The 23908-nt window shown below is 44.4% G+C and carries 22 protein-coding genes and 1 pseudogene; 19 read left to right on the forward strand and 4 right to left on the reverse strand.

Annotated elements, in window-relative coordinates; translation table 11 throughout:
* The first annotated feature begins 3 nt into the window (after positions 1-3).
* The 5 genes from FED51_RS05890 (at position 4) to FED51_RS05910 (ending at position 3484) form a co-directional block, all read left to right on the forward strand.
* On the forward strand, positions 4-819 hold the full coding sequence (locus FED51_RS05890; protein WP_010897209.1) for an ABC transporter ATP-binding protein: 816 nt from the start codon (positions 4-6) through the stop codon (positions 817-819).
* Positions 816-1613 carry an IucA/IucC family C-terminal-domain containing protein gene (locus FED51_RS05895; RefSeq protein WP_010897210.1) on the forward strand — a complete coding sequence of 266 codons (798 nt, stop codon included), beginning with the start codon at positions 816-818 and terminating at the stop codon, positions 1611-1613. Before FED51_RS05890 ends, FED51_RS05895 begins: the two co-directional genes overlap by 4 nt.
* An 88-nt stretch (positions 1614-1701) precedes the next feature.
* The gene (locus tag FED51_RS05900) at positions 1702-2181 is read left to right on the forward strand and encodes a GNAT family N-acetyltransferase (RefSeq protein ID WP_010897211.1); all 480 of its coding nucleotides are present in this window, start codon (positions 1702-1704) and stop codon (positions 2179-2181) included.
* On the forward strand, positions 2165-2896 hold the full coding sequence (gene sfsA / locus FED51_RS05905; protein ID WP_010897212.1) for a DNA/RNA nuclease SfsA: 732 nt from the start codon (positions 2165-2167) through the stop codon (positions 2894-2896). Before FED51_RS05900 ends, sfsA begins: the two co-directional genes overlap by 17 nt.
* Before the next feature lie 264 nt (positions 2897-3160).
* Complete coding sequence (locus tag FED51_RS05910) at positions 3161-3484, forward strand: GNAT family N-acetyltransferase (RefSeq protein ID WP_053431707.1); 324 nt, start codon at positions 3161-3163, stop codon at positions 3482-3484.
* A gap of 4 nt (positions 3485-3488) precedes the next feature.
* Here FED51_RS05910 and FED51_RS05915 read toward each other — a convergent pair whose 3' ends face one another.
* Entirely contained in the window at positions 3489-4679 is a 1191-nt protein-coding gene (locus tag FED51_RS05915; protein WP_053431706.1) for a DUF418 domain-containing protein, read from the reverse strand.
* Between the two features lie 128 nt (positions 4680-4807).
* On the opposite strand from FED51_RS05915, the gene FED51_RS05920 reads away from it, so the two are divergent.
* The 5 genes from FED51_RS05920 (at position 4808) to FED51_RS05940 (ending at position 8840) form a co-directional block, all read left to right on the forward strand.
* Positions 4808-5623 (forward strand): carbon-nitrogen family hydrolase, encoded by an 816-nt coding sequence (locus FED51_RS05920; protein ID WP_053431705.1) that lies wholly within the window; start codon positions 4808-4810, stop codon positions 5621-5623.
* Positions 5620-6354 (forward strand): oxygen-insensitive NADPH nitroreductase, encoded by a 735-nt coding sequence (gene nfsA / locus FED51_RS05925; protein ID WP_053431704.1) that lies wholly within the window; start codon positions 5620-5622, stop codon positions 6352-6354. The genes FED51_RS05920 and nfsA overlap by 4 nt, the downstream gene beginning before the upstream one ends.
* Positions 6355-6557: 203 nt before the next feature.
* A complete protein-coding gene (locus FED51_RS05930; RefSeq protein WP_053431703.1) occupies positions 6558-7673 on the forward strand; it encodes a sensor histidine kinase in 1116 nt (371 codons plus the stop codon).
* A gap of 1 nt (position 7674) precedes the next feature.
* A complete protein-coding gene (locus FED51_RS05935; RefSeq protein WP_053431702.1) occupies positions 7675-8313 on the forward strand; it encodes a response regulator transcription factor in 639 nt (212 codons plus the stop codon).
* 92 nt (positions 8314-8405) lie between these two features.
* Positions 8406-8840, forward strand: coding sequence for a hypothetical protein (locus FED51_RS05940; protein ID WP_010897222.1), 435 nt, complete (start codon positions 8406-8408; stop codon positions 8838-8840).
* 20 nt (positions 8841-8860) lie between these two features.
* On the opposite strand, the gene FED51_RS05945 is transcribed toward FED51_RS05940, so the two are convergent.
* Positions 8861-9424 (reverse strand): class I SAM-dependent methyltransferase, encoded by a 564-nt coding sequence (locus tag FED51_RS05945; protein WP_053431701.1) that lies wholly within the window; start codon positions 9422-9424, stop codon positions 8861-8863.
* A gap of 146 nt (positions 9425-9570) precedes the next feature.
* Here FED51_RS05945 and FED51_RS05950 point away from each other — a divergent pair, with 146 nt between their 5' ends.
* Genes FED51_RS05950 through FED51_RS05960 form a run of 3 tightly spaced genes read left to right on the forward strand, consistent with a single transcriptional unit; the run spans position 9571 to position 12890 of the window.
* The gene (locus FED51_RS05950) at positions 9571-10503 is read left to right on the forward strand and encodes an ABC transporter ATP-binding protein (protein WP_053431700.1); all 933 of its coding nucleotides are present in this window, start codon (positions 9571-9573) and stop codon (positions 10501-10503) included.
* Positions 10504-10515: 12 nt separating this feature from the next.
* A complete protein-coding gene (locus FED51_RS05955; protein WP_053431699.1) occupies positions 10516-11787 on the forward strand; it encodes an ABC transporter permease in 1272 nt (423 codons plus the stop codon).
* Positions 11784-12890: an ABC transporter permease gene (locus FED51_RS05960; RefSeq protein WP_010897226.1), complete on the forward strand. Its 1107-nt coding sequence runs from the start codon at positions 11784-11786 to the stop codon at positions 12888-12890. Before FED51_RS05955 ends, FED51_RS05960 begins: the two co-directional genes overlap by 4 nt.
* A 43-nt stretch (positions 12891-12933) precedes the next feature.
* On the opposite strand, the gene nsrR is transcribed toward FED51_RS05960, so the two are convergent.
* Complete coding sequence (gene nsrR / locus FED51_RS05965; RefSeq protein WP_010897227.1) at positions 12934-13374, reverse strand: nitric oxide-sensing transcriptional repressor NsrR; 441 nt, start codon at positions 13372-13374, stop codon at positions 12934-12936.
* 329 nt (positions 13375-13703) lie between these two features.
* Between nsrR and hmpA the strand changes: the two genes are divergently transcribed.
* Positions 13704-14939 (forward strand): NO-inducible flavohemoprotein, encoded by a 1236-nt coding sequence (gene hmpA, locus FED51_RS05970; protein ID WP_053431697.1) that lies wholly within the window; start codon positions 13704-13706, stop codon positions 14937-14939.
* 61 nt (positions 14940-15000) lie between these two features.
* Here hmpA and FED51_RS05975 read toward each other — a convergent pair whose 3' ends face one another.
* The gene (locus FED51_RS05975; RefSeq protein ID WP_010897229.1) at positions 15001-16272 is read right to left on the reverse strand and encodes an ArgE/DapE family deacylase; all 1272 of its coding nucleotides are present in this window, start codon (positions 16270-16272) and stop codon (positions 15001-15003) included.
* 229 nt (positions 16273-16501) lie between these two features.
* Here FED51_RS05975 and FED51_RS05980 point away from each other — a divergent pair.
* From FED51_RS05980 to FED51_RS06000, 5 genes and pseudogenes are all read left to right on the forward strand, one after another.
* Positions 16502-17688: pseudogene (locus FED51_RS05980) on the forward strand (aminotransferase class I/II-fold pyridoxal phosphate-dependent enzyme).
* 201 nt (positions 17689-17889) lie between these two features.
* The gene (locus FED51_RS05985) at positions 17890-19938 is read left to right on the forward strand and encodes an alpha-glucuronidase family glycosyl hydrolase (protein ID WP_053431696.1); all 2049 of its coding nucleotides are present in this window, start codon (positions 17890-17892) and stop codon (positions 19936-19938) included.
* 98 nt (positions 19939-20036) lie between these two features.
* Positions 20037-20717, forward strand: coding sequence for a GntR family transcriptional regulator (locus FED51_RS05990; RefSeq protein ID WP_053431695.1), 681 nt, complete (start codon positions 20037-20039; stop codon positions 20715-20717).
* A 173-nt stretch (positions 20718-20890) separates the two neighbouring features.
* Complete coding sequence (gene uxuA / locus FED51_RS05995; RefSeq protein ID WP_134229850.1) at positions 20891-21985, forward strand: mannonate dehydratase; 1095 nt, start codon at positions 20891-20893, stop codon at positions 21983-21985.
* A gap of 228 nt (positions 21986-22213) precedes the next feature.
* On the forward strand, positions 22214-23866 hold the full coding sequence (locus FED51_RS06000; protein WP_053431693.1) for an extracellular solute-binding protein: 1653 nt from the start codon (positions 22214-22216) through the stop codon (positions 23864-23866).
* Positions 23867-23908 lie beyond the last annotated feature (42 nt).

Below are 23908 nucleotides of genomic sequence, written 5' to 3' on the forward strand. Positions count from 1 at the left end.
GCAATGTTTTCGATTGAAACGAAGAACCTAACCCTCGGGTACGATGATACGATTATTATTGAGGAGCTTGACCTCAATATTCCTAAAGGGGAAATTACCGTCCTTATTGGTGGGAATGGCTGTGGGAAATCAACGCTCCTCCGTTCCCTTGCTCGTCTATTAAAACCGCAAAGTGGCGCAGTGCTTTTAGAAGGTTCTTCGATTCAGCAATTGGCCACGAAGGAAGTGGCTACGAAACTTGCAATTTTGCCACAAGGTCCAGAGGCGCCAGAAGGGTTGACGGTATATCAGCTCATTAAACAAGGGCGGTACCCTCATCAAGGCTTGTTCAAAAAATGGACATCTAAGGATGAGGAAAAGGTGATGCAGGCGTTGGAAGCGACAAGGCTAACAGAGCTTGCAGATCGTCCGGTGGATGCGTTGTCTGGGGGCCAGCGGCAGCGGGCGTGGATTGCGATGACCCTTGCGCAAGATACAGAAATCATCTTATTAGATGAACCGACAACATACTTAGATTTAACTCATCAAATTGAAATCTTGGATTTGCTTTTTGAATTAAATGAACGAGAGAAACGTACGATCGTGATGGTTCTTCATGACCTTAATTTAGCTTGTCGCTACGCCCACCATTTGATCGCTGTAAAAGATCGGACGGTGTACGCTCAAGGAAAACCGGAAGAAGTGATCTCGTGTGAGCTTGTAAGACACGTATTTGAGATGGAGTGTCAGGTTACGTCTGATCCATTGTTTGGAACACCTCTTTGTATCCCTTATGGCAAAGGGCGTTGTATCGTGAAAGATGTAGGTGTCGCGACATGATCGAGCCACCTGTTATGAATGATGCTCGTCTGTTATCGTCCGCGGAAAAAGAAGCATTGAAAAAGCTGCGCCTATCTTTTAAGGCTGAACTTGAAAACGATGGAAAAAAAGAGTATGAGGCGACAGAGCTGCTAGATGAAGGATGTCTTGTCCCGTTGTTGCACGAGGTGAAGGATGTATTAGAGGCTCCGGACCTCCTCGTAACAGCGTCTATGTTTTCCAAACGTTATGCTTATTTAATGACGGTTCCAGTGCTCTATGCATTTTCCCTATGGAATGTGCGCTTTCAACCCACTATGGAAAACGTCGTGTATCGTGAAAAGGAGACAGATCCTTATTGGCTTCCGACGTTTTATTTTCATGAGGAGCGCATCCATCCTATTTCATTAGAATTACGCGAAAAAGAAAGAGAAGCGCTGTTCTTCACTCTATTTGCCAACCATTTAGATAAAATGTGGGATGTGCTTTGCAAGGCAACATCGATTCCGAAAGAAATTTTATGGGAGAATACCTTTAGCTATCTGTATTGGTTGTATGATTCCTTAGTACAGCAAAGCGAGGAATGGACAAACGAGGCGGTGAAAAGGCAAGTCGAAGCGGATCGTCACTTTTTGTTTTATGAAGCCGACGTTCAACTGTTTGGCCATGGGCGTAAACATCCGTTCACACGAATGGCTGAACGAAGAGAGGCCGTTAAGGAGAAGGATACTCCGCCGCTTAGGCAAACGTGCTGCTTTAGTTACCGGTGTGGGGAGCCGCCTACCTATTGCGGGACGTGCCCTCGCAAACCGTAGAACACTTGAAAAATAAAGGCGGATGATAGATGCTATAGGAGGATGCCTGTAGCATTTTTTGTTGTATTAAAAGAAAGGGGGATGAATGATGGAGATTACGAGGTTACAAGTGGCGGAGCCGCCCGTCGCAAAAGGGATACACAAATTGCAGCTTGAGAGCTATCAACGAGAAGCGAGCCTCATTGAATATCCTCATCTCCCGCCGTTACGAGAATCTTTCGAAGAGGTGGCCAACTTTCACGGAGTAGTCTACGGTGTTCAGCGCAAAGACGCGCTTTTAGGTGTTATCTTCGTTGAACCAGCTAAGGAATCAACAGCAGCAACCATTGCGAAACTGTTTGTAGCCGAAAACGAAGGAAGAAAAGGAATTGGGCGCTCCCTTGTCACTTTTGTCAAAACAAGATATAACACCTTATATGTGTCCACAGCTGAACGGAATGAGCCGGCAATTCGTTTATATCAAAAGCTCGGATTTTGCGAAAAGTTTCGCATCGTGATAGATCCATGGCTCACGCTATGTACGTTTGAATGGAAGAAAAGGAGCGACACTGATGTTTTTACCGTTTAATACAAGGTTACACCACGCAACGTTTTTAAGGCGACCGAATCGTTTTATCGTAGAAGCCCGCCTCGATACAGGCGAGGAGGTGGTGGCACATCTGCCCGATCCAGGGAGATTAAAGGAGCTATTACTACCGGAAGCATCCATATGGCTTCGGCATGTAGATAACCCGAGCCGGAAAACGCAGTGGTCCGTCGTTTGCAGCCAAGCTCCAGAAGGAGATGTTCTCGTTTCCCTCGATACGACATTGCCGAATCAACTTGTGACGAAAGCGTTGCAACAGCAAGAATTCCTCCCTTTGTGTCAGTGGGCTTATGTAAGACAAGAGTTTACGTATGGAGGATCACGCTGGGATGTGTTGCTTAGGGAAGGAGAAAAACAGTTGCTTCTCGAAATAAAAAGCGTCACGCTATCCGAAGCGGGGGTCGCCTATTTTCCTGACGCCGTTACGGCGCGTGGGACGAAACATGTAAAGGAGCTGACAGCGATTCAGCAATCAGGTGACTATGAAACCGCCATTCTTCTGTTAGCACAGCGTGAGGATGTAACGGAAATCAGGCCTGCCTATCATATTGATCCTCATTTCTCGGCCGCGTTGCAGGAAGCAGAGAAATGTGGTGTGCGTCTTTTAGGCCACACGAGTAAAGTGACGCTTGAAGGGATTGAATTAGGAAAACCGGTAAAGGTGGATACGAGTGAGCGAAAGGAGACAAGCGATTGATGAGTGTTCGTAAGCCTTATGAGAGTGAATACCCACTGCTCTCGGAGTTGGTGTTGAAATCGAAAGCGTATTGGGGCTATGACCCTAGCTTTATCCCGTTTAACTGGCGCTAAGACTCCCACCTCAACGCTTTGATTAACAAGAAAGATTAAGTGAGAGATAAGCGCCAGTAACAACCCGATTGGTTCAACTAACATTCAGCGGGGATAAAAACCCCACTGAATCAAGTTTCACTTTATCAAAGCTTGCCGGAATGAGTTAACGATGACAAAGGATGATCCGGCCATTGTATACGTATATGAGCAAGAGGGAAAGCCCGTCGGTGTATTTAGTTTTTTAAAACAAGTTTCATGGTATCTCGACTTTTTTTATATTGATGTGAGTACGATTGGCAACGGTTATGGAAGAAAGATGTGGCATGAGATGATCGCGTGTGCAAAAAAGGAAAACATCTCGTCTTTCCTCATCGAAAGTGATCCGAACGCCGAGCCTTTTTATAAAAAAATGGGAGCGCACCGAATCGGTGAAACTCCCTCGTCCGTATTTGCAAATCGAATGCTACCATTATTAAAAGTAGATGTTAATTGAAATATTACCGCCGCCATTTCGGAATCGAAAGATAAGTGCCTGCACGCCAGACCCATTCCATCGGTCCGATTCGGAAGTGACGTAACCAGAAATGGCTGCAAACGATTTGTAAAGCAAAGAAGCCGATGCTCAGAAGCAAGCCAACAAAAAGACCAAGACTGCCATATAAGCCGAGTCCATATCCGTAGAAAACAGTCGTAAACACAAGTGACTGTAAAAGATAGTTGGTTAACGACAGGCGACCAACATAAGTAAACGGTTTAAGCAACTTCTTCCCTTGAGCCGTTTGTGAAAACAAGGCGATGCATGAAATATAAAAGAGAGCAACTAGTGGGCCACCAATGATAATTTGGATCGTTTCAAGGTTAGCAGGTGATAGGACCGTTGCGATTTTAATTGGAAAACCTATGAGCAAGCCGATCCATAGCATTCGCTTAAAAATAGCTTTATGCTCAGCCACGTTGGCGATCCAGCCTTTTCGATGAACGAAGGCGCCTAGCAAGAACATGCCGATAACGGAAATCATATTATTGACGAAAATAAGAATGTCTCCGAGTACACCAAGGCCAGTAGGATCAGCCGTTCGCCGAAATTCAACAACCTCGCCATAAGTGCCGCTCGAAAGAACAGCATCCTCATCCTCACTATAAGCGGCGATGGACTGGAAAACCGCCTCGGTAAACGGATCTTCTTCCATCGATAATTCTCCTAATGCGGAGATGGCCATTATTCCAAGTAAAATGAGCGCCCAAATCAACAAACCGCGCTCTGTTAACTTTAAAAAGAAAAAGAGCAAAAAACCGCAAATCGCATACATGAACAAAATGTCTCCGTCCCAAATGAACAGGCCGTGTACATAGCCGAGAAGGAGAAGAATGAGCGTCCGCCGCCAGTATACCGCTACGAATCCTTGCTTTTGCTCGGTGAAGCGATCTTTCATGAGCGCCATCCCGTACCCAAATAGGAAAGAGAATAACGTATAAAAGCTTCCTTGAGCTAAAATGCTAATGAGCGCATCAGCCCCCGAATCAAGGAAACTAGTAGGTGCTGGCATTGTGTATTCCGGAAATAAGCCATATTGAAAATGGCGCATGTTCACGAGTAAAATGCCAAGTAACGCAAAGCCTCGCATCATATCGAGCGCTTCAATTCGGTTTGATTCTAACGTAGGTGTTACTTGTACTTTCGTTGTCATTTTCGTTGCTCCTTGTTAAGATTTTCATAGATCAGTGTAACGAAAAAAATGTTTTTATTCTACTATTAAATGAAATATGTTGAAGGTTTTGTCTTTAGACTATACGGTTTGAGGAAGGATGCGAGACGATGAAGGTGGCATTATACCAAATGGATATTCTTCCAGGCGATCCTCGCGGGAATGAACGCAAAGTGAAAGAATGGATTGAGGACGTCATGCAGCAAGAGGACGTTCCTGATCTTCTCGTACTGCCGGAAATGTGGACGACGGCTTACACTCTTGATCAACTGGAGCATCTTGCGGAAGGGGAAGAGCGTTATACAGAGCTTTTTTTAAAGGAGCTAGCACGAGAGCACAATGTGAACATCGTTGCAGGTTCTATCGCGAAGAAAGAAAAAGGGAAACTGTACAACCGTGCCCTCGTGTTTGATCGTCGTGGTCATACTGTTTATCAATATGATAAGATTCATCTAGTCCCGATGTTGAGTGAACCAGATTATTTAACTGGGGGCGATGCTGCGGCCTCTGTGTTTGAGCTAGAAGGAACGAAGATGGGTCTCGTCATTTGCTATGACCTTCGCTTCCCTGAGTTGATGCGTTCCCTTGCATTAGAAGGGGCGGAAATTGTTTTTATCGTTGCAGAATGGCCAGAAGCAAGAGCTGTCCACTGGGAAGTGCTGCAACGTGCACGGGCGATTGAGAATCAATGTTATGTCATTTCCTGCAACCGAGTAGGTGCCTATGCTGGCGTCACATTCGCAGGGCGATCGATGGTCATTGATCCGTGGGGGGACGTTTTAATCCAAGGCAGTCGTGATCAAGAGCAAACCTTGACCACGAAGCTGAATCCAGACAAGGTTTCAGAAGTGCGAGAAGCTGTTCCTATTTTTCAAAGCCGGGTACCAACAAAATACAAACCGTTACATAAGGAGGATGTCACGTGACCAATGAAATGACAACGCTCATTCAGCAGCATCGTTCGATTCGGAAATTTACCGCTGAACCGATTTCAAATCAAGTGATTGATGACATTGTAACGTCCGGTCAGTGGGCGCCGTCATCCCATCACGTCCAGGCGTACAGTATCGTAGTCGTAAAAAATCAGGAGTCAAAGAACAAGCTGGCCGAATTAACTGGCAATCAATCGTATGTTGCCGAGTGCCCTGTCTTTTTTGTGATTTGTGCTGATTTTTATCGTTTGAAGCAGGCAAGTGACAAGCATGGAATGCCGTTTGAAATAAATGAAGTTGAAAACGTATTAGTCGGAGCCGTAGATGCTGCGTTGGTGGCGCAAAACATGCTGCTAGCTGCTCGCTCTTACGGATTAGGGGGAGTGATGATCGGCGGTATTCGCAACAATCCAGATCAAGTGGCTGAACAGCTGGAGTTGCCAGAACTCGTCATCCCGATTATGGGTCTATGCGTTGGCTACCCTGACCAACAACCGGAACAAAAGCCTCGCTTCTCAAAAAACGCAGTCGTCCATGAGGAACGGTACTCCTTTAATGAGGCTGATCTCGAGCGATATGATGAGATTACGAAAGCGTACTATACGAAACGAACAAATGGGAAACGCACAGACAGTTGGAGTGAAATGATGGCGAAACACTTCTCTACCCGAAAGCGCCCTCATGTGACGACGTTTATTAAAAAACAAGGAATCGATTTAACCTGATCATAAAGCTCTAACAGCATACGGAACCGCTGTTAGAGTTTTTGTTTTTTCACTTTATGTAAGTGGTGAGGGAAAACGGAAATGACGAGCTTCCTTGCCAGTAGAGCTGGTTTCATAATTTTTTTAAAGATTGAGGGATTTTCGTCAAAGTCATAGAATGAAAGTATAGCTTCATTGTATAGAATAAAAGAAGGAGGAAACGAATGATTTCCTTTGTCCTAACATCAGGTTTTCTCGTCCTCCTATGGGCGCTTATCGTAATGAATGAACTTCCAATGGCAGAGGGCCGTGCGACGTTTCTTTTTGTCGTCGCTAGTTGGCTTGCCATCTATTTTCTCCGTCCACTCATCCAGATGCGGAGATTATGGCAGTTCGTGCTCGTCCTTTCATTTCTGATGATTCATTTAGTCTTTCTCTCACCAGATTCATTTTATCCGTGGGGAATGTATTATTTTTTTATCCTCGATTTAGCGTGGGGCGACAAAAGGGTAAAACCCTCACACAAATTTGAATATGTCGCCATTATTACGTTATCGCTCATTCCATACTTGTTTCATACGTATTCCTATCCAATGCTGTTCCATCTGATTGTCCTCACAGGGATGACGACCTTCGCTCTTTCGATGTCAAAGCTCAAAAAAACATATGACGAGCTAGAAAGCAAGTGGACTTCATTTTTGGTGGAATATCGAGCACTCAAACGGCACGCTTATCAGTCGGAGCAAAATGCACGGGCAGAGGAAAGAACACGCATTGCCCGAGATATGCACGACTCTGTTGGCCATCAGTTAACGACGCTCATGATGCAGCTTGAAATCACCGAACGGACGGCCACAGGAGAGATCAAATCGCTCGTCTCACAGGCAAAGCAAATGGCAAGAGAAAGCCTAAATGAAACAAGACAAGCTGTCCGCGCGCTGAGTCAAAAAACCTATGGAATGGCATCGGTGCTTCAGCTCATTCGTAAACTTGAAGCGGAGAGCCATGTTCGTGTTCAACTGACAACGAAAGAAGGGGTTTTATCTGCACCGTTGACGAATGACCAATATGTGACCGTGTACCGGTTTGTCCAAGAAGGTATTACGAATGCGATGCGCCACGGGCATTCTCGGGAAGTGGCCATTACTCTTGAAGTCATTGGAGGGAACAGCTATCAGATGAGTGTTGAGAATCGCATTTATTCGTCGGCTCCATTTGAGAAAGGGTTTGGTTTGTCGAATCTCACAGATCGATTAGAAGCGTTGAACGGACGATTAGACGTCTTACAAACAGAGAACCTTTTTCGCACAACTGGGGTTTTTCCAATAAAGGAGGGATAGGATGGCAAACTTACTACTTGCTGAAGATCAGCACCTCGTGAGACAGGGTCTGAAAATGATGATTGAACAAGATGAAACGTTACATGTCATTGCTGAAGCTAGCAACGGCCAAGAAGCGGTGGAAGCCTATGAACGATATCTTATCGACCTTGTGCTCATGGATGTGCGAATGCCGGGTAAAACCGGATTAGAGGCTACCAAAGAGATTCGCGCTCGTCATCCAGAAGCAAAGATTTTAATTCTTACGACCTTTGCTGATGATGAGTATGCATTGGAAGCACTCAAATATGGGGCTTGCGGTTACTTGCTAAAAGATGCTGATGCGGATCGATTGATTCACTCGATTAAAAGTGCACTAAACGGCGGGATGAGCCTAGATGATACGGTCGCAGCAAAAGTGTTACCGCGCCTTTTGCACCAGCAAACGGGTGAAGTAGAAGAAAGAACCGCGAGGCTAACGAAGCGAGAGCTAGCTGTCGTCAAACTAGTTGGGGAAGGGAAGAGCAATCAGGAAATTGCCGATGCCCTATTTTTAAGTGTCGGGACCGTGAAAAACTACATTAGCCAGGCCCTAGATAAATTGGAGTTACGAGATCGAACCCAGTTAGCGATCTATGCTGTAAAACAACAATTATCTTAAAAATAGACGAATACGATGAGCAAATTTTTTTCTTGAACATAGATATGGTATTATTTATAAGAAATGGATGTCTGTTTTCAGGAGGGAATAGTATGCTTTTAGGCGTTATCCCTGTACTAGCAATCCTACTTTTAGGGTTTAATATCCATCTACTTGTCAAGGAAAGACGATACAAAAAAAGCTGGATCTCCTTTTCTATGCTTGGACTCAATGGCTTGTTGTTTGTAGCGTTCACTTTCTTTTTGCTCGTTTACATGGCTGGATTTGTGACGATTACGACCATTCCTCCTTTTGTTTATTGGTTTCTTATTATGCTCGGCTTCATAATCGAAGGGATGTCCCTTTATAAAAAATACGTCCCAGGACAAATGACAGCAGCAGCTATTCACTTATTTGTCGTGCTGCCGACAATCTTCTCGATCGGGATTGTCTTGCTTCTTGTGGCCATTATCGAACTCATTGTTGCGATGATGAACGGAACGGGAGGACATCCAGTTCCTCGAAATAAGCAGACAACTACTCCATAACGCTCTAGGGACGAGTTTCCTTAGAGCGGTTTAATTGCGTCTACGATTAAGGAAGGGAAGACGATCTGCTCTCCTTGGTTACGTGGGTCAAATTTCTTTGAACGAAAAATTACACCATCCTCTCCGTTCCAATCCTCACAAAGGAAAGCTCCGTTCTCGTCAAAGTATTCTAGCAACTTTACGGTGAATCCAGCTTCTTTGAACATGTTTGATATCGTTTCATATGTATGAACGATTTTATGACTTGCAGCCGGATGGTCTTTCGGTCCAGGGCCACCAACTTGTACCACGGCTTGATACGTTTCATCTCGGAAAAAACCGTCGGGCACTGCACAGCGTATATATCCAGACGGCTTGAGAAAATCATAGCAAATGTTGGCTGCCTCGACTCCTTCTCTAAACGTGAGATGCTCCCAAACGTGCTCTGCTAAAATAGCTGAAATCGATTCGGGAGTAAAGCGTTTCTCCCACATGCTCCGGTCCGGCAAGCTTAGCTCCTCCTCTTGTGTATGAATCCAACCAGGGTTATTGTTATAAGGTCCTGCACCAACGACAACTTTCAGATCCAATTGTGTCCACCTCATTAAGAATTCGAGAAGAGTGGTTACTTTACCTGCTCTTTCGTCCTAAAACCGTGACCTGGGTCATGGTTTTTTTCATAAGAAGTGACGGAAAGCAGTATGCATCCTTTGCCTTGTTCGATAAGCTTAGGAGGGAAGGAGGAGAGAACATGATTGAAGTGATTGATCTATCAAAGACTTATCAAAACCGTCAAGTCGTAAAAGGCATCAATATGTTTATCGAAAAAGGAGAAATGGTTGGGTTGCTTGGCCCGAATGGAGCCGGGAAATCCACAACGATTTCGATGATTTCATCTTTAATTCAGCCCACGTCAGGAGATGTTTTAATAAAAGGAGGAAGCATTCACAAGCAATCGAAAGCCATTCGTTCGATTCTTGGAGTCGTCCCACAAGAAATAGCTGTTTATCACGATTTGACCGCCCGTGAAAACCTGGCGTTCTTCGGAAAAATTTACGGGTTAAAAGGTGAGGAACTAAAACATCGTATGGAGAGCACCTTACAGCTTGTAGGATTGGAGGAACGACAAAATGATCGAGTTCATACGTTTTCTGGGGGGATGAAGAGAAGGCTCAACATCGCTGTTGCCTTGCTCCACGAACCGGAACTTATCATTATGGATGAACCCACCGTCGGCATCGATCCTCAGTCACGGAGTCACATTTTAGAAACCGTCAAAACGTTGAATCAAGAGCGGGAAATGACCGTCATTTATACGTCTCATTACATGGAGGAAGTCGAGTATTTGTGCGATCGTCTTTATATTATGGATCGAGGGGAAGTGATTGCATCAGGGACGAAAGATGAAGTGAAGGGTATCCTTTCATCGAATCAGTCGATCAAGCTAACGACGGAGATGTATTCCCCTCGTTTTTTAACAGCTCTGCAAGATCATCCAGTCATTTCCTCGGTAAAAGTTATGGAGCAGACCTTTACCATCATCGTCCCAAAACGAGAAAACATCCTTGATGATCTGTTTATGCTCGCAAAAGAAACAGGAACAACCTTGAAGTCGATTGACATTCAAGCACCGACGCTCGAAGATGTGTTCTTACACTTGACTGGACGAAAGTTGCGAGATTAAAGGAGGGGCAGAATGATGATTGGACCGTTTATAAAAAAAGATCTCCTCCATTTTATAAGAGATCGTAAAGAGTTAGCGATTCTCTTACTTATGCCATTTGTATTAATTTCCATTCTTGGCTTTTCGTTAAAAAACGTCATGGGTGGTGATGGTGGCGATTTGTCAGTGACGATGGCCATTGTTGATGAGGGGAGTCATGTCACGGAAGCTGGGCACTTTCAAACGGTTTTACATGAGAGGGGGCTGTCAAAAGAACAAGTACAAGCATTTACAAGGGTCCTTCCCCATGTGTCGCTGCCTGACCTTTTGATCGACCAAATACTAGATAATGAGCAGCTTTCTTTTATTGAACTAACACATGTGGATGCTCTAGATGAAGTTCAGCGAGCTGATTACGACGGAGTCATCTATTTTCCGGAAGGCTATCGGATCGCTACTTGGAAGCAGGTGTTTCTAGGAGAGGACCAGGTACCAGCCGCCCAAGTTTATTTGAATGAAAAGGCACCGTTACGAGCTTCAATTGTTGACCAAATCGTTGACCAACTGTACCGATATTGGAATATTCAAATGAGCTTAAATGAAATCGCGTCGGCCCAGCAGAGGATTCCACTTGAACCAAATTGGTTTGTGCCTGATTCTGTCGGTTCGTGGGAGTTTTTTGACGAGCGTGAGCCGATCTCTTCGTTTGATTATTATACGGTCGGGATGTGTGTCATGTTTGCTTTGTTTGTGGTGGCATTCATCGCTAGTTATGGACAATTAGAGAAACAACAACAAGTGTTTCAACGTGTTATGCTTGCCAACGTCTCGCCATGGGTATACATGATAAGCAAATGGGTGTCAGGTACGCTTATTTCCTTCGTTCAGTTGATCATCGTTTTTACTCTTTCGTCCCTTGTTTATCAAACGACATTTCCTACGGTTCTTCCATTTGTCGTGATAACGATCATGTTTTCAATAACAGTTGGTGCTTTAGCTGTATTGATGACATCATTCAATTATCACTTCCAGACAACGAGCTTAATTACCGTTTTCTCTAGCGGGATTGTGTCCATATTGGCGTTTGTTGGCGGTAGCTTTTTCGATATTGGGGAGTTGTCTGAATCGCTTTATCGACTAGGACAATGGACACCAAATGGAGCAGCTTTGAACTCGTATTTATACTTGTTAAGTGGAGGAGAACTGTCAGGGTTGAAGGCGACATTTTATCGACTAGCGTTCATGAGCGCATTGTTCATCGGTTGTGCATGGCTCGTCTTTCCGAAAAGGGGGGAAGCTCAATGAGAGCGATTTTGTGGAACTATTGGCGGCATTTGATTTACCGTCCGTGGTACGTCGTCGGTTTTTTTATCTTGACGGCGACCTTCGCCTTTGTGACGGGCCAGTCTTCTTTTTCAAAGGTAGAAGTACCAGTCTATGTGGAAGGAATGTCGTCTGAAGAAACGGCTAAGATGTTAGGTTATTTGAATGAGCATAAACGGTTTGATTTTCAATTAATGGATCAAGAGGAGATCGAAACAGGGTTACGTCAACATGAAATGGACTTCGCCATTGCGCTGAAGCAGGATGACTTTCGTATGCTATCCTCTGCAGAAACGGTGGACGTCAATGCAGTTTTTACCCACCTTATGATGATTTACCAAGAACAGCAAATCTATGATCAAGCCGCTGACCACCTGTCCATATCTGCGAGCGACATCCGAACAGAAGTGGACAGGCGGCTAGCAAATCCGGCTTATAAATTGGAGAAACAACAAGCGCAAGAGGAAAAGGATTTCAAGTATGATCAAGGATTACAGTCGTTATTTGGATTCAGCTTATACTTTGCGATCATGACGATTAGTTTTACGGTTAGTATGATCGTTCAAGAAAAACAAAACGGCCTATGGGATCGAGTGATGCTATCGCCTTTACGAAAAACACAAATTTATCTCGGTCATTTGTCGTATAGCTTTTTACTCGGCTATGGTCAACTGGCGCTGCTATTTAGTTTCTTTCATTATCTGCTGGGCGTAAACTTTTACGGCGGATTTCCCATGGCGCTTTTAGCCCTCGCTCCATATGTGTTTGCGATTGTGTCGCTCGGAGTGTTATTGAGTAGTTTTGTGACAAACGCTCGGCAGCTTGATGCAGTGATCCCACTCGTATCCACAAGCATGGCCATGGTCGGTGGTGCCTTTTGGCCACTAGAAATAGTTCAGTCGAGTGCCATGCTATTCGTATCTAAATTTGCTCCGATTACTTACGGAATGGAATTGCTGAAAGGAGTCACGATCAATCAAGCACCAATCCATGATGTTCTGTTTCACGCGGCTGTCTTGTTTTTGATGGGGGTCCTCTTTATGGGAATTGGTTTAAATGTTATGGAGCGGAAAGCAAGTTCATAATAATATGAAAAATCAGCTTACCCAACCGGTGAGCTGATTTTTTTTATGGTTTGAGCTTGAGCAATGCTTGCAATTCATCTTCATTGGTCAATAAATCTTTTAGTGTATACTGCTCAAGTACACGTAAATAAGCTGTAAGCGCCTCATGTAAGACACCTTTTAAGCGACAAACCGGGTTTAAAATACATGTGTTCGTTTCGTGGTTGAAGCATTCGACGAGTTCAAGGTTATCTTCCGTTTGTTTGACGACAGCACCGATATTGATCTCTTCCGGCGCTTTTGCCAAGCGAATGCCACCGTTTCGTCCCTTTATTGTTTCAATGAGGCCGAGCTTACCTAGTTCATACGTAACCTTTGTTAAATGATTGTAGGAAATGTTATAAATCGTTGCCACTTGCTTGACGCTAGAGAGTTTGTCTTTAGGCTGTAAAGCTAAATATAAAAGCAAGCGAAGCGAGTAATCAGTATAAGAAGTTAATTGCATTTCATTCACTCCAAATGATCATGTCGATAACAGCATACCATAAAGTGAAACTTCATTCAGTGGGGGGATTTTTTAGCGTCTCCACTAAAAGGAGATGAAGTCTATACGGCATGGGGATTTTATCCTATTTCCATTCAATGGATACGTTAACGTATGGGGGTGCAAGCTTTAGCGTCAGGTAAACAGAAAAAAGGAAGACGAGGACTCATTTGTGGCGAAAATTTAACAATGGTTTAAATGTGTATTTTAAATATTGATTAATGAACATAGGTGGTGTACTTTAAATATGTATACAAAATACTTATTTATAAAAGTGAGGCGATCCATCCATGAGTACTGCGACGTTAAGCCAAGAAACGAAACAAATCGTTAAAGCCACCGTACCGATTTTAGCCGAACACGGGGAAGCGATAACGAAGCACTTTTACAAACGAATGTTTAGTCATCATCCGGAATTGTTAAACATCTTTAATCAGACGCATCAAAAACAAGGAAGACAACCGCAAGCACTAGCAAATTCCATCTATGCGGCCGCTGAGCATATCGACAATTTGGAAGCAATTTTACCTGTTGTCAGCCGTATCGCCCACAAGCATCGCAGCTTAAACATTAAACCAGAACAGTATCCGATCGTCGGGGAGAATTTGCTTGCTGCGATGAGAGAAGTACTAGGAGATGCTGCATCTGATGACGTATTGGAGGCGTGGCGGGAAGCGTATGAACTGATCGCAGACGTGTTCATTCAAGTTGAGAAAAAAATGTACGAAGAGGCTAGTCAGGCTCCGGGTGGTTGGCGCGAGTTCCGTTCCTTTGTTGTTGAAAAAAAGCAAAGGGAAAGTGCGACAATTACATCATTTTATTTAAAGCCTGAAGACGGGAAAGCACTTGCCTCCTACAAACCAGGGCAATATATTACCGTAAAAGTAACGATTCCAGGACAGGAGCATACTCATATGCGGCAATATAGTTTATCAGATGCCCCAGAAAAAGGCTATTACCGGATCACTGTTAAGCGTGAGGAGGGGGATGGCGATTTGCCCCCAGGGATCGTCTCGAATTATTTGCATCAACATATCCATGAGGGGGATGTGTTAGAGATCACAGCACCAGCAGGAGATTTTACGTTACAGGAGGAAGGGGAGCGTCCAATTGTGTTCATAAGCGGTGGCGTAGGGGTAACGCCTCTTATGAGTATGTTTAACACTTTAATGCAAAGAGGAGTAAAACGTGAAGTGATATTTATTCATGCAGCAATCAATGGTTTTTATCATGCCATGCATGATCATTTAGCTAAAACCGCTAGCCAGCAAGAAAATGTCCACTATGCTGTATGCTACGAACGGCCAACACCAGGGGATCGGATGAATCCTTTTATGAAAAAGGAAGGATTTATCGATGAATCATTCCTTCGTTCTATCCTCCACGATCGAGAGGCAGACTTTTATTTTTGCGGGCCAGTCCCATTTATGAAAACGATCGCTCAAATTTTAAAAGACTGGGACGTTCCCGAACAGCAGGTTCATTATGAGTTTTTTGGACCTGCAGGAACGCTAGCGTCTTCTTAGAGCGAAAACGAGAACTCCCGTACCCCGATTTCAGCGTGATACGGGAGTTTTCTAGTGCTGATCATTTACGGACGCCGCACCAGTTCATCATAAAGGCTGCATAGGTTTTCGTCACATCTTTTACGCTTGTCAAATCAACCCATTCATCTATTCCGTGCATTCCGTCCCCTACAGGGCCATAGCATGTGGCCGGAATGTTAAAATCATTAATAAATGTGCGAATATCCGTAGTTGCGGTAATGGCAGTTGTTTTCATTTTCGTCCCATGAACGAGCTTGTGCGTCCGAGCAAGAGCTTGCACCAACGGCTCCTCGCTCGAAATTTCAGCACCGGGGGCAGAAAAACCGTAAAACGTGAGCTCAGGCGGTGTATGGGACAGCCACTCATCCTGCAAGGAGGCCTGATTTATCCAGTCTTTGATTTGACTTTTTACGTCATCAGGGTCCACCCCAGGGTAAAAGCCAACCCGCACGTCGATCGTACATTCTGTTGGGACACTGGAGGGCCAGTCTCCACTATGGATCGTTCCAATATTCACATTGAGTGGATGGGGGTGGTCGGAATATGCTGGATGCTTTTTCTCTTGATTTAAATACTGCCGATACGATTGCAAGGCTTTTATAAGCAGGTAGGCCTTTTCGATCGGGTTCACCGCACGATCTGCCCGTTCTGTATGGGCCCCCGCCCCTATGACTTTTAAACGAACCCAGAGTACGCCAACTTGAGTGGTGACCGCCTGTAAGCCAAAAGGCTCTGGGATCAGGGCCCCGTCTGCCGCATGACCTCTCATAAGTGCAGCAAGAGCTCCGTTACCGGTACACTCCTCTTCAATGACTGATTGAAAGATGACGTCAGCCCCGAGTTCAACGCCCACTTGTTGCAAGGCACGATAGGCAAAAATCATCGCCGCCAACCCGGACTTCATATCTTGAATTCCTCGCCCGTACATGCGATTTTCCACGATCGTTGCGCCCCATGGATCATACGTCCAATGCTCAACAGGTTCAGGACTGACGACATCCACATGACTTTGTAAAATTAAGCTTTTCCCAACTGTAGGCTTACTCGACTGCGCCGTCCCGACGACAATCGGACGCTGATCGTATCCCCAATCAACATCAATATAAGATGGATGACGTCTAAGCTTGCTCGGATTCGGAACGAACTCATCCACATCAAGTCCCATTTCGTGCTTAAAATAGTGGGCGAGATACGCTTGAATAGCCCCTTCGTTGCCAAGTGTGCTAGGAAAACGACCGAGTGTTTGCAGAAAGGCAACCTGCTCTTCCCATTGCTCATCAATCGTTTGCATTACCTTCTGTAATTGTTCCATTTCTTTCCCCCCTTCTTTTAAATGTATGAGCTAGGTAGGTAAGAATTTTACTATGTCAGAGTATTCTGTTAAAATACGTGAAATAAGGTGTACTTTATTTAGTGGGGAGCTTTTTTAAGGAGAGACCCACACGTTGTAGGATACATAGATGTGACCATGGGATATGACGTACTCAAAGCAATAAAGTAGGGAATTTATCCCCAGAAAAGAAAAAACAGGTGGGAGAGACATGAAGACGTTTGAGCAAGCGAATATGATGAAAAGGTTGCCGGAGCAATTTTTTGCTAAATTGGTCGAGCAAGTACAAGAAGTAAAAAAAGATCACGATGATATTATTAATCTTGGTCAAGGAAGTCCAGATTTACCGACACCGGAACATATTGTGGAGAAGCTGCAGGAGGCAGCGGAAAATCCTTTGTACCATCGCTATGCACCTTTTTCAGGTTATCCGTTTCTAAAAGAAGCGGTGTCTAAGTATTATGAACGAGAATATGGTGTATCGGTCGATCCAAAAACAGAAGTGGCCGTATTAGGTGGGGCGAAGACGGGTCTTGTAGAAGTGAGTCAATGTTTTTTAAACCCAGGTGACATGGCTCTCGTTCCAGACCCCGGCTATCCCGATTATTGGTCGGGGATCGCCATCGCAGGGGGAAGCATGTACGGAATGCCGTTAAAAAAGGAGCTAGGGTTCCATCCAGACCTAAGAGGGATTCCAGCACCTGTACTATATGAAGCGAAGCTCATGTTTTTAAACTACCCGAACAATCCGACTGGAGCAGTTGCTACAGAGGAGCTGTTTGCTGAGGCAATTGAGTTAGCAGAGGAATATGATATTTGCGTCGTTCACGATTTTGCTTACTCTGCCATCGGTTTCGATGGGCAAAAGCCGCTTAGTTTTTTACAAGTAGAAGGAGCGAAAAACGTCGGGATAGAAATGATCACCTTGTCGAAAAATTACAACATGGCAGGCTGGCGAATCGGTTTTGCGGTTGGAAATCCGAGTGTTATTAAAGCAATTGAGACATTGCAGGATCACTATTTTTGCAGTTTATTTGCGGCATTCAGGCAGCGGCTGCTCATGCGCTGTTGAGCGATCAATCGAACGTCACGACCCTTGTACAAACTTATGAGGAGCGGCGAAATGCCCTCGTGAAAGCAGCCCGTGCGATCGGCTGGGATGTTGAGGCACCGAAAGGATCATTTTTTGCTTGGTTTCCAGTACCATCAGGCTTTACATCAGAGGAGTTTGCTACTTATTTGCTAAAAAAGGCCCGCGTCGTTGTTGCTCCTGGGAAAGGATTCGGGGAGCATGGGGAAGGCTATGTTCGAGTTGCTTTGTTAGCTGATATTGCTAAGCTTGAGGAGGCGATGGGGCGAGTGGGAAAACTTGATGTTTTCTCTAATAAGCGAGGATGAACCTATCGATTGTGGATAGGTTCTCTTCTTTATTCGTACGAACAAATAAATTTACAGTAAATTTGAAAAATAAACGCAATACGTTTATAATGTAACTGAACTACCATTCTAGTTATACTAAAATGTCAGAAGGGATTGGAGTCCCTTACTCTATCATGAATGAATTTTGATTACCATTTTCACGCGTAGGGAGGAGATGTCATGAATCGAGGAGAAACTGGTTATGAAACATGGCTTCGGTATGAGGAAATAACAGATTCAGCACTACATACCCAGTATCGAGCCTATTTTCAAACAATTGAAATCAAGGGGAATTCGCCGATTATCGAATCCGCAAAAGAAGAATTAACGCATGGCCTGAGATCATTACTTGGTGTCACACCGAATTATTTATCTGCTACTGGAGAGCAGGCTTCCTGTCTTATAGGAACGATTGCCGATGTGGCCGAAGTGTCTCAGGCAATAAAAGAACGACTACGCGAAGAAGGGTATGCCATTTATTCCGAAAAAGGGCGCCTCGTTCTCGTAGGTAAAACAGAAACGGGCGTTTTATACGGTACCTTTCACTTGCTGAGGCTTTTGCAAATGCGGAATCACTTGCACGACCTTCGCATTGTTGAAAATCCGCGAAATCAATTGCGTATGATCAATGAGTGGGATAATATGGACGGTAGTATAGAGCGGGGCTATGCAGGAGGCTCAATTTTCTTTGAACATAATAAGGTGACAAACAACTTACAACGGATTAGGGATTATGCGCGAATCCTCTCCTCAATCGGAATAAATGCCATTGCTTTTAATAATGTCAACGTACACGAAGAGGAAACGAAGCTGATTACCCGCAAATTTTTGCCGGACGTCGCGAAAGTTGCAAATATTTTTCGGCAGTATGGAATTAAGACATTTTTAAGTATTAATTATGCTAGCCCTATTCAGCTAGGGAAGCTAGAGACGGCAGATCCCCTTGATGAGAAGGTTCGGGCCTGGTGGAAAGAAACAGTGGCAGACATTTATCGCTACATACCCGACTTTGGTGGCTTTCTTGTAAAAGCGGATTCTGAGCATAGACCGGGTCCGTTTACTTATGGACGTAATCATGCAGAGGGGGCAAACATGTTAGCGGAGGCGTTGGCTCCGTTTGGCGGTATCGTCCTTTGGCGCTGCTTTGTGTACAATTGTCTTCAAGATTGGCGTGACCGAAAAACAGATCGAGCGAGAGCTGCTTATGACCATTTTAAACCACTCGATGGTCTATTCCATGACAATGTCGTGCTGCAAATTAAAAACGGGCCAATGGATTTTCAAGTGCGTGAGCCGGTTTCCCCACTTTTTGGTGCCATGCCTAAGACGAACCAAATGCTCGAATTTCAGATCACCCAAGAATATACAGGACAGCAGAAGCATCTATGCTATTTAGTTCCACAGTGGAAAGAAATTTTGGACTTTGATACGTTTGCAAATGGTAAAGAGAGCCCAGTAAAGTCGATCGTGGATGGCAGTCAATTTGACTACAAGGTTAGTGGGATCACGGCTGTGTCGAATGTGGGAAATGACGAAAATTGGACCGGTCATTTATTAGCACAAGCAAACCTTTACGGATATGGGAGGCTTACGTGGAATCCTAATCTTTCAACTGAAGAGGTAACCGCTGAATGGACTCGGGCCACTTTTGGTGACAATGAAGAAGTGATTCAGACGATTCACGAGATGCTTTTACAATCATGGCCGATTTACGAAAGCTACACGGCTCCATTAGGTGTTGGCTGGATGGTAGAGCCAGGTCACCATTACGGCCCTAATGTGGACGGTTATGAGTATTCTGTTTGGGGGACATACCATTATGCGGATTGTCACGGGATTGGTGTTGATCGGACAGTTGCAACTGGAACTGGTTATACAGCGCAATACTTTGCAGAAAACTACGAGTTGTACGAACATCTAGAAACATGTCCCGATTCGTTGCTCTTATTTTTCCATCATGTTCCATACACGCATAAGCTAAAGTCTGGCGTGACGGTCATTCAACATATTTACGACACTCATTTTTCTGGAGCAGAGCAGGCTGAGCAATTATTGGAAAGCTGGCGATCATTAGAAGGGAAAGTGGACTCGGAACGCTTTCAGCAAGTTCTCGAACGACTCGAACACCAAGCCGAGCACGCAAAAGAGTGGCGTGATGTGATCAATACGTATTTTTACCGGAAGTCAGGGATCCCAGATGAAAAAAAACGAACCATTTATCCGATATAATTCGGCTAAGCAGGATTTAAAGTCAACAAGGAAGACGAAGGGAACGTTAAATAGTGTGGCTTTAGCCTGCGGTTTTTCTAAGATTGAGAGGTGTTAGTATGTTTAGAAGCAAAGCGGAAATGACGGGGTCAACGAGAGACTTTGTCTATCAGCGAATTAAAGAGCAGATCATAAACTTAGAATTGACACCAGGGACGAAAATCTCTGAACAAGAAATGGCCGGCAAATTAGAGGTGAGCCGTACTCCTGTACGGGAGGCGTTTTTTAAGTTGGCCCAAGAAGACTTGCTCGTCATCATTCCGCAAAGTGGAACGATTGTGTCCAAAATTGATCTAGACCTTGTAGAAGAGGGGCGATTTTTACGGGAGCACATTGAAAAGGCGATAGTGCGTGAAGTGTGCAAAAAGGCGAACCAAGATCAATTACTCCGCATCGAAACCAACTTGACGATGCAAGAGTTTTGTTTGAAAAAAGGGACACATCAGAGGTTGTTTGAATTAGATGAAGAATTTCATGAACTTCTATTCGACATTTGTCAAAAGAAGCGAACGTGGAAAATCATCCGTCAGATGAATAGTCACCTTGACAGACTCCGAATGTTGAGACTCGCCATTAACCAAGATTGGACGATCGTTGTTGAACACCACCAAAAAATTTTTGAGGCGATTTCGAGCCGAAACGAAGAGCTTGCAGAAGAGACGATGGCGACCCACATGTCCCTCGTCATTGTCGAAAAAGATCAGCTTAGAGAGCGATATCCGGAATTTTTTTCACATTAAGTATGTGAACCTATTCATGGGAGAGAGCAGTAGCTATGGCTTTGCTGTCACTTAGGGTGGGAACTCTTAAGGAAACTTTACTCGCTATTGTCAACTGTTGAACCAATGGCGGGTAAAAAATAACTAAGTATGTATACTAGTATGGTTATTGTGCGAGATAGGGAGGAATAAAGATGAGGATGGTTTTTCGCTGGTTTGGTGCGGGAAACGATAGTGTTTCGTTAGCACATATAAGACAGATTCCAGGCGTGGAAGGAATCGTCTGGGCTCTACACGACATACCGCCAGGAGAAGTTTGGCCTTTGTCACGGATTATGGAGGTAAAAGAGCAGGCCGAACAACATCAGTTTCATATCGATGTCGTAGAAAGTGTCAATGTTCATGAAGATATTAAATTAGGGTTACCGACGAGAGATCGATACATTGAAGCATATAAGCAGACGATCAAGCATTTGGCGAAGGCAGGTGTGAAGGTCATTTGTTATAACTTTATGCCTGTCTTTGATTGGGTACGAACCGATTTGTATAAAAAACTAGAGGACGGATCCACTGCCCTTTTTTACGAAAAAAAAGTGGTAGATGAAATGAATCCGAAAGGGTTAGTCGAAACGATTGCAAGTAACAAAACGTTTACGATGCCAGGGTGGGAGCCGGAGCGATTAGCCTCTTTAAAAACTCTGTTTGAAGCGTATGAGCATGTATCAACGGAAGATCTTTGGGATCATTTGCACTATTTTCTACAAGAGGTCATCCCTGTCGCCGAGGCGTGTGATATTAAAATGGCGATCCATCCAGATGATCCACCATGGCCGATTTTTGGATTGCCGAGAATCGTGACCAATCATGATAACATTCGAAGGTTGTTAAAACTTGTTGATCATCCGGCGAATGGGATTACGTTGTGCAGTGGAGCCCTTGGAGCAGATCTGAACAATCAAGTTCCCGAGATGATAAGAGAATTTGCAGACCGGATTCCGTTTGCTCATATTCGCAATATTAAACGGTTTGACAACGGAGACTTTGTTGAAACATCACATCGGGAGCAAGACGGATCAATTGACATTGTCAGTATTGTTAAAGCTTATCATGAAGTTGGTTTTACAGGTTATGTCCGACCCGACCACGGACGACATATTTGGGATGAACAGTGCCGGCCGGGGTACGGTCTTTATGACCGAGCGTTAGGCATTATGTATTTATGGGGGATATGGGATTCTGTCCAGAATGGACAACGTATGCACGACTTGCCGAGCCAAATAACCATTTGAATTATTGTATGTTTCAGAATTTTGTGTTATAATTCGAATCAACTACCATACTAGTATGATTAGAATGTCTTTGTCGTTATTTTTCTTTCTACTGGTAATTTGAATCATATGAAAATGTAAGCGATTACTCAAGGTGAGGCAATCGAACAAAGGGGGGATGGCCTAGGGTCAATGATGAGAAGGTTGATTGCATAGTCCATCTAGTCAAATTTGAAAAGGGGGAGAAACATGAAAAAGAGGATCGTTCACTCATTTTTAGTAGGATTATTAGCAGTTGGTATTCTAACAGCTTGTTCGCAAGAAGGATCCACAACGGAAGATGAGACGAATACGAATGAAGACGGAACAGTCACAATTACGACCGCACGTACTCTTGATGATGGCACCGTTTTTAAAGATGGTGAAGATGTTCATGATAACGTCGTCACGAGATGGGCTGAAGAGGAGTTGGGAATTAAATTCGTGACAGAGTGGACACAGCCAAATGATGAACAATTCAATACACAATTGCGTCTAATGATGTCTTCAGGTGAGAAGCTGCCAGATGTATTTCAAGTCAATGACACGGCCATTAAGGCTGATTTGCTTGCCTCTGGTCTCGTGATGCCGGTTGATGAAGCGATTGAGACATATGCTTCTCCGAGGTTAAAACAATTATTTGAGCAATTCCCACAAGCGTTTTATCCGTCAACAAAAGACGGGGTTCGCTACGGAATTCCTCGATTTTCAGGCGGGAACGGGTCTGACACTCTTCTCTGGATTCGCCAAGATTGGCTAGATAAATTTGACCTAGAACCGCCAACAACATTGGAAGAATTAGAACACATCATGGATGTATTTGTAAACGAAGATCCGAATGAAACAGGAAAAAACGATACGATCGGAATTACTTTTGCTGCTGGTGATTATGGGTTTCGAGGTGGAAACATTGCCGATAGTAGCTGGGTTTTTGGAGCGTTTGGCGACTTTGTTCCAGGGGCATGGAGTAAAGGAGACGACGGCTCACTCGTATATGGATCTATTCAGCCATCGGTGAAAGATGGGTTGGCGAAGATTCATGAATGGTATGAAAAAGGGTACCTTGCAACTGACTTTGCCATTTTAAGTGCTGGCGATGCACAGGAAAGCTTTATTTCCGGTCGATCTGGTATTATGGCTGCCCCTCCTTGGGCCCACGGATATCCAATCGGTGAAATGGCTCAAGTCGTTCCAGATGCGATTGTGAAGCCTTTCCCTCATGTAAGTGGGCCTAACGGTCAAGCGGGACGAAGAGGAGAAGGATATGTTGTCGGATCGTTTTTGTTCAACAAAGATTTTGAGCACATGGATAAATTTTTTGAGTATTGGGATGCCATTTATGGTTATACGTTCGGGGAATCAGACTATTTTGAATACGGATTGTTTGAAGGCTATGACTATGTAATGGAGGACGGAGAGCCTGTATATGATCATGCTCAATTTGAAGAGATCACTGGTGAAGAAGTAGTCGACCCAGGGCGTTATTTCTTACCAACGAACGTTCCGACCATTCCGTTTGAAATGTATAGCCTGCTGGAAGAGTTTCATGAGACAGGAAGGGAGCCTAAGACAGGGTATGAGGCAGGACTTGCTGGTCGGGATCCAGACTACATTGAAGCTGCTGCGATCGTCAATCGGCAAAACGACCTTCGGATCATTAATGAGTTTAACGGACCACCGACACCAACCATGGTTTCAAGATCTGAGCATCTAGAGCGAATGGAGGACGAGTTGTTCGTCGATATTATTTATGGCAACAAGCCGCTGGATGCTTTCGATCAATTCGTTGAAGAATGGCGTCAATCAGGTGGAGAGGCGATAACAGAAGAAGTTAATGAGTGGTATGAATCTGTGCAACAGTAGTACCGGATTTTGTTATGGAACAAAAAGGTGCAGCCCCATTTC

The organism is Halalkalibacterium halodurans, assembly GCF_005671335.1.
In the GTDB taxonomy this organism is placed as follows: Bacteria; Bacillota; Bacilli; order Bacillales; family Bacillaceae_D; genus Halalkalibacterium; species Halalkalibacterium halodurans.